Below are 14,840 nucleotides of genomic sequence, written 5' to 3' on the forward strand. Positions count from 1 at the left end.
TAGGTTAGTGATGTCAAGCGATGATCCAACCCGCTCGCGCAAGCGCCTGAGCCGTGACGAGCGCCGTCGCCAGCTGCTCGACATGGCTTGGCAGCTGGTGCGCGAGGAGGGCACCGATGCCCTCAGCCTGGGCCGTCTGGCCGAGCAGGCGGGAGTGACCAAGCCGGTGGTCTATGACCATTTCGAAACCCGTACCGGGCTGCTGGTGGCGCTGTATCAGGAATACGATGCCCGCCAGTCTCGAATGCTGGAACAGGCCCTGGCGCGCTGTGACGCCAGCCTGGCCAGCCGCGCCAGGGTGATAGCCGAGGCCTACGTCGACTGCGTGATGAGCCAGGGGCTGGAAATACCCGGTGTCTCGGCCGCGTTGGCCGGGTCGCCGGAGATGGAAGCGCTCAAGCGGGCCTATGAGCAACCCTTCCTGGACAAATGCCGGGAGGCGCTGGCCGGCTTTTCCCCCAGCGGTACCGTCGGGGCTGCTGGCATGCGCCTGTTGGTGGGGGCAGCGGATGCCTTGTCACAGGCGGCTGCGGCGGGAGAGCTGGAAGCTGAGGCGGCCAAGGCCGAACTGCAGGCCGCCATCATGGCGATGGTCGAGCGCCAGTGAAGGTTCGAGATTGCCCGGCTGCAAAGCCCATCAGCTCAAACCGGCAAGCTTTGATAGGGTAATTCGTCGCCGGGGCTGCGGTTGAACTGGCGCTTGTATTCGCGGCTGAACTGCGAGGTGCTCTGGTACCCCACCCGGTGGGCAGCCTGGGCCACCCCCAGGCCTTCGCCAATCAGCATCTGCTGTGCCTTGAGCAAGCGCAGGCGCTTGAGGTATTGCATCGGCGCCATGTCAGTGCAGCGCTTGAAATGTTCGTGGAAGGTGGAAACGCTCATGTTGGCGCGCGCAGCCAGCGCCTCCACGCTCAGTGGCTCGGCGTAGTGCTCGCGCAGGTGGGCGAGGGCGGCGCCAATGCGGGCAAAATGTCCCTGTTGCTCGACCAATGCCCGCAATACGCCCGCCTGTGGGCCACGCAAGGCGGTATACAGCACCTCGCGTACCCGCGCTGGCCCCAGCACCTTGGCATCCAGCGGGTCCTGCAGGCAGTGCAACAGGCGTTCCACGCATTCGCGCATCGGTGCATCGAGCGCCGCCGAAGTCATCGATTGCGGCGTTTGTGCCTGCACCGCTGCATCCGCGGCCAGGTCCATGCTTTGTACCAGCTCCCCGAGCACGCCGCGGTCGATGTGTACTGCCACGCCCAACAAGGGCGCTTCGGGGGTGGCGAAGGTTTCGCACATGAACGGCACCGACAATGCCTGCACCAGGTAATGCCCGGCGCCGTACTCCAAGGTTCGAAGCCCTAGGCGTGCCAGTTTGCTGCCCTGAGCCAGGATCATCAGGCTGGGTTCGTAGATCTGCGGGCTGCTGGCCACGTAATGGTCCCAGCTCAGTACTTGTACCTGGGGCAGGTGTGTGGGCACGAAGCCTGGACGTGTGGCGAGGCTGCGGATCAGCGCGCAAAGCGGCGCGTTGGCGTCGACGTGGCGGGTCAGTTGCATGGTGGACCAGGGCAGAGAATCAGACAGTTTGATCATCGCAGATTAGAGGCTGGGCGCCAGCTGCGGCAGGGCATCTTCGGAGAATCAGGCATGAATGTCGGAGGATCTGCGGTGGGCGGGGCGGTACATGGCGCGCAAAATGCGCCGCCTGAATCGTTTCACTCCACAGCGAGGCCCTGTATGTACACTGCCATCGGCTATGCCGCCCAGACGCCAACCAGCCCCCTGGCCCCCATCACCTTCGAGCGCCGCAGCCCGCGCCCGGACGACGTCGCCATCGAGATCCTGTATTGCGGCGTGTGTCACTCCGACATCCACCAGGCACGCAACGAATGGGGCATTGCCGTGTACCCGCTGATGCCTGGTCACGAGATCATCGGCCGGGTCACCGCAGTCGGGGACAAAGTGACTGCGCACAAGGTCGGTGACCTGGTTGGCGTTGGCTGCATGGTCGACGCCTGTCGCCATTGCGACGCCTGTGCCAAGGACCTGGAACAGTACTGCCTTGAAGGCCCGACCATGACCTACGCCACTCCGGACCGGGTCGACGGCAGCAATACCATGGGCGGGTACTCCAGCAGCATCGTGGTCAACGAGCATTTCGTGCTGCGCATCCCGGCCGGCATGGACCTGCCCAGCGCTGCGCCGATCCTGTGTGCCGGGATCACCACCTACTCGCCACTGAAGCACCATGGCGTCGGCCCTGGCCACAAGGTTGGCATTCTCGGCATGGGAGGCCTCGGCCACATGGGCATCAAGCTGGCCAAGGCCCTGGGCGCCGAGGTCACGCTGTTCACCCGTTCGCAGGCCAAGGCCGACGAGGCGCGTCGCCAGGGCGCCGACCATGTGATCGTGTCTACCGATGCCGAGCAGATGCGCGCGGCTGCCGGGCGGTTCGATTTCCTGCTCGACACCATCCCGGTCCAGCATGACCTCAACCCCTACCTGGAAACACTGAAGTTCGATGGCGTGCATATTCTGGTGGGCCTGATCGAACCGATCGACCCCGCGCTGCATGCGGCCAATCTGGTGTTGAAGCGTCGGGTGCTGGCGGGGTCGCTGATCGGCGGGATTGCCGAAACCCAGGAAGTGCTGGATTTCTGTGCTGAGAACGACATTCGCTGTGATATCGAACTGCTGGATATTCGCAACATCAACCAGGCCTACGAGCGGATGATCGCCGGCGATGTGAAGTACCGCTTCGTCATCGACATGGCCACACTTCAGGGCTGATGCTCGGGCAATCCCGCTCCCGCTGGTCCATGCACCGCGGGCGCGGGGCTACGCGCACGGTTACCAGGCCATCGGCCTGTCCCAGCCCTTCCAGAACAACCAGCGCCGCACTTCACCATGGTCCCCGGTGCCGATCTGCCAGGCTGGCCGCTGGCTGTCCAGCGCAATCAGCGAAACGAACCCGGCATGGCTGGCCGCCACCAGCGTCCGCCCATCGGCACTGACATCCAGCGCGCTGATGGTCGAGCCCAGGTAATGCTGCCAATGCTCCACGCCGTCTTCACCAAACGCCCGCAGGTAACCATAGGCATCGCCGACGATGTATTCGCCGTCACGTGCCACGGCGGCATACACCCGTGCGCCCTCCTGCACCTGTGGGGTACGCGGGTCCTGGCTGTAATAATCGGTATCCAGCCCCGGCAGGTCGGCCACCCTGACTGCCAACGTGGCCCCGCTGTAGAAATGGCAGGCGTTGAGTATCAACTGGTCCCCCGTGCGGTTGAACAGGGCGAAGTGCGGGTATTCGCTGGCCGGCCCGATTGCGGCCACGGGCCTGAGCTGGTCGTCCAGTACCAGGTGGCGGCTGCCCTGCTCACCGACCGCGATCAAGCGGCCATCCGCCGACACTGCACCGTGCTCCATGCTCAGCCCCAGGCTGATGTCGTCCGGGTCGGTGCCTTCGGCCAGTTCATCGAGCACCCGCGCCTGCTGCGGCAGTAGCCGGGTCGCGCCCTGGCAGGTCAGCAGGAAGATACCCTCGGCACTTACCAGCAGTACCCGCTGGCCATCCGGGAAGGGGATCAATGCGGTGGGGGTGGGCGGTAGCTCGAACGGCTCGAACGGGTAACCTGCCGGCAACCCTTCCAGTCCCGTCGGCCAGGCCAACCGCTGTACCTGGGGGCCGCCCCAGCCATCGGTCACGCGTATGCCTTCGGCATTGGCCAGCGCGAAGTAGCGACGCCCAGGGCAGCGGCCGAAATGCTCGACGCCGATCACCGGCGTTACCCCGAGGTTGTCGATATGCACGACCTGGCCTTTTTCATAGGGCATGCCGATGCGCGCCAGCAGGCTGCCGTCATCCAGCAGCAGGACACTGCTGATACCCTGGCCGTGGGTATCGAGCAACGGCAGCAAGGGATGGTGCGCAGGCGGCCAGGCCTCGCGGAAGGCCTGGCGCTGCTGGTCAGCAACGCCGGGGCGGTTGGCCGCCTGCAGGGCTGCCAGCCAGGCCTCCAGCAAGTGCTCGGTGGCAGCGGCCTGCGGTGCTTCGAGGTGGTCCCAGCCGTGTGCGCGGCCCTGCGCGACGTAGTCGTTGACGGCCTGGGCGTAGGCGGTGACCGCCTGGTGCCACTGTTGCTGGGGAGGCTGCTTGTCCATGCGCGGGTCGGGCTCCAAGTTGCATACAGGTTTCACACAAAGCGCGCATGGTACTCCTTCTGCCCGATGCGCGGTTGTGAGGCCCGGGTGTGACGCGTACCATGCCGGGCATTCCTTCCAATAACAAAGCGTACGTCGACACCCAGTGCAACCGGGTGGCCGGCGCGCGGTCTGTTGCCTTGTCTGCGGAGAACCGGTTGCAACCCATGAATGGACCCATACCCACCCACATGCCCCCTACGGCCGGCAGCGGCAGCTGGCTGAGCGTGATTGCCCTGGCCCTGGCTGCGTTCATCTTCAATACCACCGAGTTCGTCCCGGTGGCGCTGCTCAGCGACATTGGCCGCAGCTTCGCCATGAGCACCGCCCAGGTCGGCCTGATGCTGACGATCTACGCCTGGGTGGTGGCGCTGGCCTCGTTGCCGATGATGCTGCTGACCCGCAACATCGAGCGGCGGCGCCTGTTGCTGCTGGTGTTCCTGGTGTTCATTGTCAGCCACCTGCTGTCGTGGCTGGCACAGAGCTTTGCCATGTTGCTGGTCAGCCGGATCGGCATTGCCCTGGCGCATGCGGTGTTCTGGGCCATCACCGCCTCGCTGGCGGTGCGTGTGGCGCCGCCGGGCCAGCAGGCCAAGGCGCTGGGCCTGTTGGCCACGGGCACAACCCTGGCCATGGTCCTGGGCATCCCGCTGGGCCGCGTGGTGGGTGAGGCACTGGGCTGGCGGGTGACTTTCCTGAGCATTGCCGGTGTGGCGCTGGCGACCATGTTGTGCCTGATGAAGTCGCTGCCGCTGCTGCCCAGCCAGAACTCCGGCTCGCTGCGCAGCCTGCCGATCCTGTTCAAGCGCCCGGCGCTGGTGATCACCTATGTGCTGGTGACGTTGGTGATTACCGCGCAGTTCACGGCCTACAGCTACATCGAACCGTTCGCCTTGCATGTGGCGCAGATTGGCGGTGAACGCACCACCTTGCTGTTGCTGCTGTTCGGTGGCGCCGGGGTATTCGGCTCGTTGCTGTTCAGCCGCTACAGCGAGCGCTTCCCGCATGGCTTCCTGGTCGGCTCGATCGGCCTGCTGGCGGCGTGCCTGCTGCTGCTGTTGCCGCTGTCAGGCAATTTCTATGCGTTCGCTGTGCTGAGCATGTTCTGGGGTGTGGCAATCCTCAGCTTCAGCCTGTCGCTGCAGTCCAAGACCCTGAAGCTGGCCTCCGATGCAACCGACGTGGCCATGGCGTTGTTCTCGGGTATCTACAACATCGGCATCGGCGGTGGCGCATTGCTCGGCAGTATCGTCAGCAGCCAGCTGGACGTGGCGTACATCGGCCTGGTGGGCGGAAGCGTGGCGGTGCTCGGGTTGCTGCTGGCGGTTGCCAGTGCACCGCGGTTCCGCGAGGCACTGGCACACTGAGCTGACGCAGGCACGCGCTCCTCGGATACCCCGCAGACCTGCGCAGACAGTTCAGGCCAGCACGGCAGCCCACGCAGACACCAGCAGCACCATTGCCAGCACCTGGTTGAACAGCCGCAACCGCTGCGGCGCCTGCAGCCAGAGCGCGCTGCCTGCCCCCAGCAGCGCCCAGGCTGCCATGCACGGCAGGGCGATCAGCAGGAACACCAGCGCCAGTTGCCACACCGGCAGCGACGGTGCGGCAAACACCCCGACCACGGCCACGGCCATCAGCCACACCTTGGGGTTCACCACCTGCAACGCGGCCGCGCTGAGCGCACTGAAACCTTGCCCGGTGGCTGCCTGCAGCGGGGCGCCCGCACTGCGCAGCATCTTCCACGCCAGCCAGCTCAACCACAGCACACCGGCGCCACTCATCAACTGCTGAGCCAGGGGGTGGCGCAGCAGCAGCTCACCCAGCCCCAGGCCGACCATCAGCACGATCGCGGCGGCTGCGCCACAGGCCGCCACGATCGGCGCCAGGCTCGCGCGCAGGCCAGCGCGGGCGCCATGCGCAAGGATCAACAGGTTGGTTGGCCCGGGGCTGATGCTGGACACCAGGGCAAACAGGATGAAAGGCAACAGCGACTGCGACATGATCAATGGCTCCGGATGAACGAAGCACCATGCTGGCTGGCTGCCGCCGTTCAGTCTGGAAGGTTTGAGCAGCGCTTGCGGTAGTCGGCTGGGGTCAGCTGGTAGGCACGGCGGAACCAGCGCCCCAGGTGGCTCTGGTCGGCAAAGCCCAGGGCCATGGCCACCTCGGTGGGTGTCTGGCCCTCGGCGAGCAGGCGCCGCGCGCGAGCCAGGCGCAGCTGGATCAGGTAGGCGTGCGGCGCCAGGCCATATGCGGCCTTGAACGCGCGGGTCAGGCGGAAGCGGTCGATGCCACAGGCCTGGGCCAGGTCTTCGAGGCCAATGTCGCATGCCAGGTGGGCGTGCAGGTAATCCCGCGCTCGCTGGGCGGTCAGCGGCAGGCGCGGGTCGGGGTTGATGCGCCGGCGCCAATGCAGGTGGCGAGTCAGGCAAGCCAGCAGGTCGTCCATGGCGGTCTGGCGCACAATCCGCCAGTCCTGCTGGTGCACGGCCCGGAAGGCGAGGGCGGTGGCGCGGGCCAGGCGTTCGTCCTGGCACAGGGTATCGGCAAAGCTGGGCAGGCTGTCGCCTGGCACGTGCTCGAACAGCGCCCGCAGTTGCTGGTCGAGCCAGGCGGGCTGCAGGTACAGCGTCGAATAGGTGAAGCCTTCCGCGGTCGGTGCCAGGCCGTCATGGATGTCGCCGGGCTCGAGCAGGAACACCTGCCCCGGTGTACTGCGATGGCGTACCCGGCGGCAGTTGAACTGCTGCACCCCCTGTTCGGTCACGCCGACCAGGAAGCTGTCGTGCCAGTGCGGGTCGTAGGCATGCCCGACGAAATGCGCGCGGACCGACTCGATGCCGGTATCGGCGTCCTGCTTGAGGTCGATCCAGTTGCTCATTGGCGGCGTGCCCGGGTGGAAAATTCCCACCTTAGCGTAAAGGCCTGGCTCAGTCTGGAACGATTGTGCAACCGTTGCTCAGCACCCGTGTGCGCAGGGCCTCGAAGCGTTCGCGCAGCCACACATGCAATTGCCTGATCGCGGGCGTGAGTTGCTTGCGGTGCGGGCATACCAGGGTGACCGGGGCAGCCTCACCGAGGTGCTCGGGCAGGATGATTTCCAGTTCGCCGGCGACCACGTTGGCGCTCACATCCAGCCACGACTTGTAGACGATGCCTTCGCCTTGCAAGGCCAGGCGGCGGATCACGTCGGCATCGTCGCTGACCAGCGGTCCGCGCACTTGCACGGTACGGTTGCCCACCCGCCATTTGTCGTAGACCCGATTGTGCTGCATGTACAGCAGGCAGGCGTGCTGTTGCAGGGCTTCAGGCGTGAGTGGGCGGCCGTGGCGGGCAAGGTAGTCGGGCGAGGCGACCAGCACCCGGCGGTTCCAGTCGGCCAGGGGCAGGGCAATGTAGTTGGCGTCCTGGTTGAGGCCGTAGCGGATAGCCACGTCCACCGGGTCGCGGTTGAGGTCGGCGATCTGGTCGGACAGGAACAAGCGCAGGTGCAGCGCCGGATGCTCGCGGCGAAAGGCGCTCAGCCACGGCAGCAGCAGGTTGCGGCCCAGGTCTGAAGGTGCCGACACCTGCAGCACGCCACGCAGCATGCTGGAGTTGCCATGCAGGTCTTCGCGGCCCTGGCGCAGGCTTTCCAGCACGTTCACTGCGGTCGGCAGATACAGCTCGCCTTCGGCAGTCAGGCGCAGGCTGCGGGTGGTGCGGGCGAACAGGCGCACATCGAGGTCGCGCTCCAGGCGCTTGATCGCGGCAGCTACCTGGCCGGGCAACAAGTCGGCCTCGTGGGCGGCGGCGGTGAAACTGCCCAGTACGCTGCTGCGGACGAACAGTTCGAGGTCGGCGATGCGCAGCATTTTCACTCCAGGCGTTAAAGTGTTGTTGCATTGTGCCGGTTTTTCTTTTCTGCAGGGAAGATAGGATGGCCCGCAAATCCCTTGTTGATTCCAGGAGTTGTTGCATGGATACCGTCTCGCTGGCCAAGCGCCGCTACACCACCAAAGCCTATGACGCCTCGCGTCGCATTCCCCAGGCCACTGTCGACGCCTTGCTCGAGCAACTGCGCCACAGCCCGTCGTCGGTCAACTCGCAGCCGTGGCATTTCATCGTCGCCGACACTGCCGAAGGCAAGGCGCGCCTGGCCAAGAGCACTGCCGAACGCTTTGCCTACAACTCGCCGAAGATCCTCGATGCGTCACACGTGATTGTGTTCTGCACGCGCACCGAGATGAGCGAGGCCCACCTGAACGCAGTGCTCGAGCAGGAGGCAGCGGATGGCCGCTTCCGCGATGAGCAGGCGCGCGCCGCGCAGAACCAGAGCCGTCGGCACTACGTCGACCTGCACCGTTTTGACCAGAAAGATTTGCAGCACTGGATGGAAAAGCAGACCTACCTGGCGTTCGGTACGGCCATGCTGGGGGCTGCGGCCCATGGCCTGGACGCGACACCGATCGAGGGCTTCGACAGCAAGATCCTCGATGCCGAACTGGGCCTGCGCGAGCGTGGCTTCACCAGCGTGGTGCTCCTCAGCCTGGGGTATCGCAGCGAGACGGATTTCAATGCCGGGCTGAACAAGTCGCGCTTGCCAGCTTCGCAGGTGTTCACCTTCCTGTGACATCGCCGGGGCCGCTCTGCGGCCCCCTGCCATTTATCAAGCTCCCGCGCTCGACCGCTCGGCAACCGGGTTGGCAAGTATTCGGCAAATACCGCATACTTGTCGGCAAACGCCGGAAAGGAGCTTGCCATGCTTGCCGAAGTGCTTCGCGACAACGGTTACCACGAGTACCGGGTGCGCCTGCATGCGCTGCTGGAAATCCCCGAGCTTGCCAGTGATTTCGAGATCCACACGCGCATCACCCATGGGTTTGCCGCCACCTGGCTGGTAAAGCTGACCGAGCTCGGGGTATTCACGCCAGTGGAGCGTGACCAGATCATTCCCCTGCGCACCCTGAAGTCGCGCATCGAACGTGACCAGCCACTGACCGTCGAGGAAAGTGACCGGCTGTTCCGCTCGGCGCATATCACCGCCATGGCCGAAGCCGTGTTCGGCGACGCGGCCAAAGCCAAGCGCTGGCTGTCCAAGCCCAAGGAGCGCTTCGCGGGGTTGACGCCGATGCAGATGCTCACTACCCAGCAAGGTACTACCCAGGTCGAGGAAATGCTGCTGCAGATCGCCGAAGGCTTTGGCTTGTGATCCTGTGGCGAATCAGCGCCTATGCCGACCTGAGCGGAACCGGCGGTCTGCGTGTCAGCGGCCGCTGGCACCAGGCCGGGCGGCCGGTGGTCTATGCCGCCACCAGCCCGGCCGGTGCCATGCTCGAGGTGCTGGTGCACCTGGAGATCGACCCCGAGGATTTCCCCACCACCATGCGTTTGCTGCGCATCGAGTTGCCCGACACGGTATCGCAAGCGCAACTGCCAGCCTTGCAGCCCGGTTGGTCAACGCAGACCGAACTTACCCGCGGCCTGGGCAACCGCTTCCTCGATGACTGTTCGGCATTGCTGCTGCCGGTGCCCAGCGCGATCATGCCCAGAACCATCAATTACCTGTTCAACCCGCGGCATCCGCAGGCGCACAGTGCCAGGCTCGACGTCGAGGACTTCACGCCGGACAGCCGGCTGTTCTAGGGCGGGCTTACCAGAGAGCCGCCGCTGCCGCCGCCAGCACCCTGGCAAACACTTCGATCGCTTTCTCCACTTCAGCCGCGTTGCTGAAACGGCCGATGCTCAGGCGCACGCTGTTGCGTGCCCGACGTTCGTCCAGCCCCAGTGCCAGCAGTACGTGCGAGGCCGCATTGCTTGCCGAATTGCAGGCGGAGGTGGTCGACAATGCCAGCTCACTGGCCAGTGCTGCACTGTTGAAACGCGGGTTGTCGATGCACAGGTTCAGCGTATGCGGAATACGCTGGCGGGCGCAGCCATTGAGGGTGACCCCAGGCAGCGCCAACAGGCCTTCGCGCAGGCGCCCGGCCAGCTGCTCGAGGCGCTGGTACTCGCTATCGCCGGGCTGGCCGGCCAAGGCAAAAGCGCTGCCCATGCCGACAATCTGGTGGGTCGCCAGGGTGCCAGAGCGCAAGCCCTGTTCATGCCCGCCACCGTGCATCTGCGCGCACATCAGCGGGCGTGCGCGCGGCCCGACGTAGAGTGCACCGATACCCTTGGGGCCATAGACCTTGTGCGCCGAAAACGACATCAGGTCCACGGCCATCAGGTTCAGGTCGATGGCCAGTTTGCCTACCGCCTGCGCCGCATCCACGTGCAGCAGGGCACCGTGGGCGCGCACCTGTTGGCCAATCGCGGCAACGTCAGTGAGCGTACCGAGCTCGTTGTTGACCGCCATCAGCGACACCAGGCGCGTGTCGGCGCGCAACGCCGCCTGCACGGCTGCAGGCTGGATCAGGCCGGCGGCATCTGCTCCCAGGCGGGTAACCGCCCAGCCCTGGCGCTCCAGTTCGGCCACGGTGTCGAGCACGGCCTTGTGTTCCAACTGGCTGGTGATCAGGTGCCCGGGCTGGCCGAGGCCTTGGGCGATGCCCTTGAGCGCCAGGTTGTTGGACTCGGTCGCGCCTGATGTCCAGACCAATGCGTCAGCCTGCGCGCCGACGCGTTCGGCCACTTGCTGACGGGCCTGCTCGACAGCCTGGCGGGCGGCCTGGCCGAAGGCATGGCCAGTGGATGCCGGGTTGCCAAAGTTGGCCTGGCTGCCGAGGCAGGCGAGCATGGTTTCGATGACCCGGTCGTCGACCGGAGTGGTGGCGGCGTAGTCGAAGTAGAGCGGGGCGCTAGGCATTGGGCGGGTCCGTGTGTGCTGCCGTGAAATCGGCGATCGATGGCGCAAGCGTACCCGCCACGTACGCGATGGTTTTCGCTTCTTGTGGCCGTTTTTCCAAATCTTCAAACAGATAATTCTAGCTGCTGATGAGTTTGTAGGAAATTTTTCTCTTGGCTGCTTCGGATTTCACCCTAAACCAATTGGCTACCCCTTCATGCCGGTGCCAGCGCCTTCTCTTCCTCGGCGACGACGCGCTCGCACAACTCGGTGATCTGTTCGCGCATCCAGCGGTTGGCCGGGTCCTGGTCGGTGCTTTCATGCCAGTACAGGTGGGTCTCCAGCGCCGGTACTTCCACCGGCAGGGGCTGGTAGCGCAACTGATGGCGGCGGGCGAAGCGCTCGGGAACGGTCATTGCCATGTCGGTCTGCTGCAGCACCTGCGAGGCCATCAGGTAATGCTGCGAGCGCAAGGCAACCTTGCGCTGCACGCCCATCTTGCCCAGGGCCAGGTCGACATAGCCCAGGCCGTTGCGGCGGCTGGAGATATGGATATGGGTCATGCCCAGGTAGCTTTCCAGGGTCAGTTTGCTGTCTGCCAATGGATGGCCCTGGCGCAGGGCGCAGACATAGCGATCCTGCATCAGTTTGATGTGGCGTACTTGCGGGTCGGTATTCAAGGGCGCGTCGATGGCGAAGTCCAGGCGCCCGGCGGCCAGTTCCTTGGTGGTCTCGCGGCGCTTGCACAGGAAACTTTCGATCAGCACCGCCGGTGCCAGGCGGCGCAGGCGCTGGAACAGCGGCGGCAGGATGACCGCCTCGGTCAGGTCGGTCATGCTGATGCGGAAGGTCTTGTTGGCCTGTTGCGGGTTGAAGATGCGGCTTTCCTGCACCGAAGTACGCAGCAGCGCCAGGGCGTTGCGCACCGGGCCGATGATGTTCTGCGCCATGGGCGTGGGCACCATGCCTTGCGCGGTGCGCACGAACAACGGGTCGTTGAAGGTTTCGCGCAGCCGCGAAAGGGCATTGGACACCGCCGGCTGGGTGATGCCGACAATCTGCCCGGCGCGGGTCAGGTTGGCTTCGGTGTAGATGGCATCGAACACGATGAACAGGTTGAGGTCGACCTTGCTGAGGTTCATGGGTGCCGCTCTTTGTTGGAATTATCGGCCGATCATATATCGGTTATGAATGTTTATACACGCGGAAAATAGACTAGGTGGATGGTGGCATGCTGCTCTAGGCTCTGCTCCATGTACTTCGAACCGTGAAGGTAGCCCCGATGGATTTCGCCTATTCGCCCAAGGTCCAGGCTCTGCGCGAGCGCGTCAGCGCGTTCATGGACGCCCATGTCTACCCCGCCGAGGCGGTGTTCGAGCGGCAGGTCGCCGAGGGCGACCGCTGGCAGCCCACCGCAATCATGGAAGAGCTCAAGGCCAGGGCCCGCGCCGAGGGGCTGTGGAACCTGTTTCTGCCTGAATCGGAATACGGCGCCGGGTTGAGCAACCTGGAATATGCCCCGCTGGCAGAGATCATGGGCCGCTCGCTGCTCGGGCCGGAGCCGTTCAACTGTTCGGCACCGGACACCGGCAACATGGAAGTGCTGGTGCGTTATGGCAGCGATGCGCAGAAGCGCCAGTGGCTGGAGCCGCTGTTGCGCGGCGAGATCCGTTCGGCATTCGCCATGACCGAACCGGACGTAGCGTCCTCGGACGCTACCAACATGGCGGCCACGGCTGTGCGTGACGGTGACGAATGGGTGATCAATGGCCGCAAGTGGTGGACTTCGGGCGCCTGCGATCCCCGCTGCAAGGTAATGATCTTCATGGGCCTGTCCGACCCGCAGGGGCCACGCCACCAGCAGCATTCGATGGTGCTGGTGCCCACCGATGCGCCCGGGGTGAAGATCATTCGGCCGCTGCCGGTGTTCGGCTATGATGACGCGCCCCACGGCCACGCCGAAGTGCTCTTCGAAAACGTGCGGGTGCCGTACGAGAACGTCATCCTCGGCGAAGGCCGCGGTTTCGAGATTGCCCAGGGGCGGCTTGGTCCGGGCCGTATCCACCACTGCATGCGCTCGATCGGCATGGCCGAACGAGCACTGGAACTGATGTGCAAACGCGCGGTAGAGCGCACCGCTTTCGGCCAGCCACTGGCGCGACTGGGTGGCAACGTCGACAAGATTGCCGACTCGCGCATGGAAATCGACATGGCCCGGCTGCTGACGCTGAAAGCGGCGTACATGATGGACACGGTCGGCAACAAGGTGGCTCGCAGCGAGATTGCGCAGATCAAGGTCGTCGCCCCGAACGTAGCGTTGAAAGTGATCGACCGGGCGATCCAGATCCATGGCGGGGCAGGAGTGAGCGGCGACTTCCCGCTGGCCTACATGTATGCCATGCAGCGTACCCTGCGCCTGGCCGACGGGCCGGACGAGGTGCACCGGGCGGCGATTGGCAAGTATGAAATCGGTAAATACATGCCGGCGCGCAAGGGGCATGGTTAACGGCTGGAGCGGCTGTTGGTGTTTTCCGGAGTCGCCTTGGTTGGGCGGTGGAGGTGGGCGCCGGTCGGGTCGACGAGCTGAATCACATCGCCCCGTTGCCAGCCGTTGGCCTGCGGGTCTGTTGCCGGTATCGCGATGTCGGCCCGTTGCGCCCTGCTTTTGACCGTATCGATGCCCAGGCGCCGGTTGCGTTGCTCGACCATGGCCGGGTTGGCCTGGCCATCGGCGGTAAAGCCCATCATCAATTGCGGGACCCCGAGCGGCAGCGCCTTGTCCTGGTCGGTGTGCCAGGTATGCCAGGTTTTTCCATAGGTATGCGCCAGGCGCTGCATCAGCGCATGTTCTGCCGGTGCGGGGATGCCCGGCGCGACCAACTGGCCGGACGATACTTCATAGCCGTGGCTGTGCCACATGGCTTTTTCCTTTGCCGGCAAGTGGGTGAACAGTTTCCGGTCGATGATGTACTCGATGCCCATGATCTTGGCGCTACGGGTATTGCCGTCGTAGATCACGCACTGAATCACATCTTCGTTCAGCAGCGAGCAGTAATGGTGGGCTTCCATCTGGATCTCGGGGTGGCCATTGTAGAAGTGGAAGCCATCCAGATAGGCATTCAGCGCTTCGATGGGGGGCTTGTCCTGCAACAGCGCTGCGCCTGCCTCCAGTAGTTGGGTGGTTGCGGACTCGGGGCTGCCGGGTGCGTCGACAGGCGATACTGTTCGGGGTGTCGAGCAGCCCCAAAGGGCGAGACAGGCGACTGAAAGGCTCAGGCAGCATGTGGTGAACTTCATGTAATCGGTCTCCATGGGGTGTGGGCAGAAGACCGTCGGTTGGTGCATAACATTGAATGTACGGGACGGGCGGTACTGCTGGCGCAATGGCCTGGAACTTAGTTCTCGCCCGGCTGCACTAATTCGTTGTCAACCTCGCAACCCAGGCCGTCCTGAGGAAGGTACCCCCATGTCCCGTCTCGCAGAATTCCGCCAGCTGGAACAGAAACTGGCTGCTCAACTTGCCGAACTGGAAGCCATGAAAGGCAGCCCCGAGCTGCAAAGAGAAATCGAGTTTGAAACCAAACTGCGCAACTTGTTGGCCAAGTATGAGTTCAGCCTGCGCGACATCATCAGCCTGCTGGACCCGCAAGGCGGTCGCCGCCCGGCTCAGCCCGCCATTGCGCCGAAAGCCAGGCGTCGCGCGCGCCAGGTGAAACAGTACAAGAACCCGCATACGGGTGAAATGATTGAAACCAAGGGCGGCAACCACGCGAAGATGAAGGCGTGGAAAGCTGAACATGGCGCTGAAGAAGTCGAGAGCTGGCTGGTTCGTTAGTGTGCCCAGGCAGGGAGAGTTATTGCTTAAGTCTGACTA

At 64.5% G+C, this 14,840-nt stretch carries 16 protein-coding genes; 8 read left to right on the forward strand and 8 right to left on the reverse strand.

The genetic code is table 11. The annotated features are described in order from the left end of the window. Positions 1-10: 10 nt before the first annotated feature. A complete protein-coding gene (locus tag HU763_RS10090) occupies positions 11-607 on the forward strand; it encodes a TetR/AcrR family transcriptional regulator (protein WP_170029320.1) in 597 nt (198 codons plus the stop codon). A gap of 35 nt (positions 608-642) precedes the next feature. Here HU763_RS10090 and HU763_RS10095 read toward each other — a convergent pair whose 3' ends face one another. Then, the gene (locus tag HU763_RS10095; RefSeq protein ID WP_186684574.1) at positions 643-1,548 is read right to left on the reverse strand and encodes an AraC family transcriptional regulator; all 906 of its coding nucleotides are present in this window, start codon (positions 1,546-1,548) and stop codon (positions 643-645) included. Between the two features lie 180 nt (positions 1,549-1,728). Between HU763_RS10095 and calA the strand changes: the two genes are divergently transcribed. Further along, a complete protein-coding gene (calA, locus tag HU763_RS10100; protein WP_186684576.1) occupies positions 1,729-2,781 on the forward strand; it encodes a vanillin reductase in 1,053 nt (350 codons plus the stop codon). A gap of 60 nt (positions 2,782-2,841) precedes the next feature. On the opposite strand, the gene HU763_RS10105 is transcribed toward calA, so the two are convergent. Then, complete coding sequence (locus HU763_RS10105; RefSeq protein WP_186684578.1) at positions 2,842-4,158, reverse strand: hypothetical protein; 1,317 nt, start codon at positions 4,156-4,158, stop codon at positions 2,842-2,844. 206 nt (positions 4,159-4,364) lie between these two features. Between HU763_RS10105 and HU763_RS10110 the strand changes: the two genes are divergently transcribed. Next, complete coding sequence (locus tag HU763_RS10110) at positions 4,365-5,564, forward strand: sugar transporter (protein WP_186684580.1); 1,200 nt, start codon at positions 4,365-4,367, stop codon at positions 5,562-5,564. A gap of 51 nt (positions 5,565-5,615) precedes the next feature. Here HU763_RS10110 and HU763_RS10115 read toward each other — a convergent pair whose 3' ends face one another. Genes HU763_RS10115 through HU763_RS10125 form a run of 3 tightly spaced genes read right to left on the reverse strand, consistent with a single transcriptional unit; the run spans position 5,616 to position 8,054 of the window. Beyond that, positions 5,616-6,200, reverse strand: a complete 585-nt coding sequence (locus HU763_RS10115) for a LysE family translocator (protein WP_186684582.1) — start codon at positions 6,198-6,200, stop codon at positions 5,616-5,618. Positions 6,201-6,250: 50 nt separating this feature from the next. Then, a complete protein-coding gene (locus HU763_RS10120; RefSeq protein WP_186684584.1) occupies positions 6,251-7,081 on the reverse strand; it encodes an AraC family transcriptional regulator in 831 nt (276 codons plus the stop codon). A gap of 49 nt (positions 7,082-7,130) precedes the next feature. Beyond that, positions 7,131-8,054, reverse strand: coding sequence for a LysR family transcriptional regulator (locus tag HU763_RS10125; protein WP_186684586.1), 924 nt, complete (start codon positions 8,052-8,054; stop codon positions 7,131-7,133). A gap of 104 nt (positions 8,055-8,158) precedes the next feature. On the opposite strand from HU763_RS10125, the gene nfsB reads away from it, so the two are divergent. The 3 genes from nfsB (at position 8,159) to HU763_RS10140 (ending at position 9,825) form a co-directional block, all read left to right on the forward strand. Then, on the forward strand, positions 8,159-8,812 hold the full coding sequence (nfsB, locus tag HU763_RS10130; RefSeq protein ID WP_186684588.1) for an oxygen-insensitive NAD(P)H nitroreductase: 654 nt from the start codon (positions 8,159-8,161) through the stop codon (positions 8,810-8,812). A 129-nt stretch (positions 8,813-8,941) separates the two neighbouring features. Beyond that, complete coding sequence (locus tag HU763_RS10135; RefSeq protein WP_186684591.1) at positions 8,942-9,391, forward strand: antitoxin Xre/MbcA/ParS toxin-binding domain-containing protein; 450 nt, start codon at positions 8,942-8,944, stop codon at positions 9,389-9,391. Beyond that, positions 9,388-9,825 carry an RES family NAD+ phosphorylase gene (locus HU763_RS10140; RefSeq protein WP_186684593.1) on the forward strand — a complete coding sequence of 146 codons (438 nt, stop codon included), beginning with the start codon at positions 9,388-9,390 and terminating at the stop codon, positions 9,823-9,825. Before HU763_RS10135 ends, HU763_RS10140 begins: the two co-directional genes overlap by 4 nt. 7 nt (positions 9,826-9,832) lie before the next feature. Here HU763_RS10140 and HU763_RS10145 read toward each other — a convergent pair whose 3' ends face one another. Together HU763_RS10145 and HU763_RS10150 are read right to left on the reverse strand one after the other, a co-directional pair. Beyond that, the gene (locus tag HU763_RS10145; protein WP_186684595.1) at positions 9,833-10,987 is read right to left on the reverse strand and encodes a cysteine desulfurase family protein; all 1,155 of its coding nucleotides are present in this window, start codon (positions 10,985-10,987) and stop codon (positions 9,833-9,835) included. A gap of 194 nt (positions 10,988-11,181) precedes the next feature. Beyond that, entirely contained in the window at positions 11,182-12,108 is a 927-nt protein-coding gene (locus HU763_RS10150) for a LysR family transcriptional regulator (RefSeq protein ID WP_170029332.1), read from the reverse strand. Positions 12,109-12,248: 140 nt separating this feature from the next. Here HU763_RS10150 and HU763_RS10155 point away from each other — a divergent pair, with 140 nt between their 5' ends. Then, positions 12,249-13,472 carry an acyl-CoA dehydrogenase gene (locus tag HU763_RS10155; protein WP_186684598.1) on the forward strand — a complete coding sequence of 408 codons (1,224 nt, stop codon included), beginning with the start codon at positions 12,249-12,251 and terminating at the stop codon, positions 13,470-13,472. On the opposite strand, the gene HU763_RS10160 is transcribed toward HU763_RS10155, so the two are convergent. Next, a complete protein-coding gene (locus HU763_RS10160) occupies positions 13,469-14,263 on the reverse strand; it encodes an OBAP family protein (protein ID WP_420831041.1) in 795 nt (264 codons plus the stop codon). The two genes, HU763_RS10155 and HU763_RS10160, sit on opposite strands and share 4 nt — an antisense overlap. A gap of 169 nt (positions 14,264-14,432) precedes the next feature. Between HU763_RS10160 and HU763_RS10165 the strand changes: the two genes are divergently transcribed. Beyond that, the gene (locus HU763_RS10165) at positions 14,433-14,801 is read left to right on the forward strand and encodes a histone-like nucleoid-structuring protein, MvaT/MvaU family (RefSeq protein ID WP_170029334.1); all 369 of its coding nucleotides are present in this window, start codon (positions 14,433-14,435) and stop codon (positions 14,799-14,801) included. Positions 14,802-14,840: the final 39 nt, after the last annotated feature.

It is taken from the genome of Pseudomonas anuradhapurensis (assembly GCF_014269225.2).
Taxonomy (GTDB): domain Bacteria; phylum Pseudomonadota; class Gammaproteobacteria; order Pseudomonadales; family Pseudomonadaceae; genus Aquipseudomonas; species Aquipseudomonas anuradhapurensis.

Bases quoted from the DNA above. Each gene is read 5' to 3' on its own strand.
- HU763_RS10145 (WP_186684595.1), bottom strand. From the start codon at position 10,987: ATGCCTAGCGCCCCGCTCTACTTCGACTACGCCGCCACCACTCCGGTC.
- HU763_RS10150 (WP_170029332.1), bottom strand. From the start codon at position 12,108: ATGAACCTCAGCAAGGTCGACCTCAACCTGTTCATCGTGTTCGATGCC.
- nfsB (WP_186684588.1), top strand. From the start codon at position 8,159: ATGGATACCGTCTCGCTGGCCAAGCGCCGCTACACCACCAAAGCCTAT.
- HU763_RS10115 (WP_186684582.1), bottom strand. From the start codon at position 6,200: ATGTCGCAGTCGCTGTTGCCTTTCATCCTGTTTGCCCTGGTGTCCAGC.
- HU763_RS10120 (WP_186684584.1), bottom strand. From the start codon at position 7,081: ATGAGCAACTGGATCGACCTCAAGCAGGACGCCGATACCGGCATCGAG.
- HU763_RS10155 (WP_186684598.1), top strand. From the start codon at position 12,249: ATGGATTTCGCCTATTCGCCCAAGGTCCAGGCTCTGCGCGAGCGCGTC.
- HU763_RS10090 (WP_170029320.1), top strand. From the start codon at position 11: ATGTCAAGCGATGATCCAACCCGCTCGCGCAAGCGCCTGAGCCGTGAC.
- HU763_RS10125 (WP_186684586.1), bottom strand. From the start codon at position 8,054: ATGCTGCGCATCGCCGACCTCGAACTGTTCGTCCGCAGCAGCGTACTG.
- HU763_RS10135 (WP_186684591.1), top strand. From the start codon at position 8,942: ATGCTTGCCGAAGTGCTTCGCGACAACGGTTACCACGAGTACCGGGTG.
- calA (WP_186684576.1), top strand. From the start codon at position 1,729: ATGTACACTGCCATCGGCTATGCCGCCCAGACGCCAACCAGCCCCCTG.
- HU763_RS10165 (WP_170029334.1), top strand. From the start codon at position 14,433: ATGTCCCGTCTCGCAGAATTCCGCCAGCTGGAACAGAAACTGGCTGCT.
- HU763_RS10110 (WP_186684580.1), top strand. From the start codon at position 4,365: ATGAATGGACCCATACCCACCCACATGCCCCCTACGGCCGGCAGCGGC.
- HU763_RS10095 (WP_186684574.1), bottom strand. From the start codon at position 1,548: ATGCAACTGACCCGCCACGTCGACGCCAACGCGCCGCTTTGCGCGCTG.
- HU763_RS10160 (WP_420831041.1), bottom strand. From the start codon at position 14,263: ATGAAGTTCACCACATGCTGCCTGAGCCTTTCAGTCGCCTGTCTCGCC.
- HU763_RS10105 (WP_186684578.1), bottom strand. From the start codon at position 4,158: ATGGACAAGCAGCCTCCCCAGCAACAGTGGCACCAGGCGGTCACCGCC.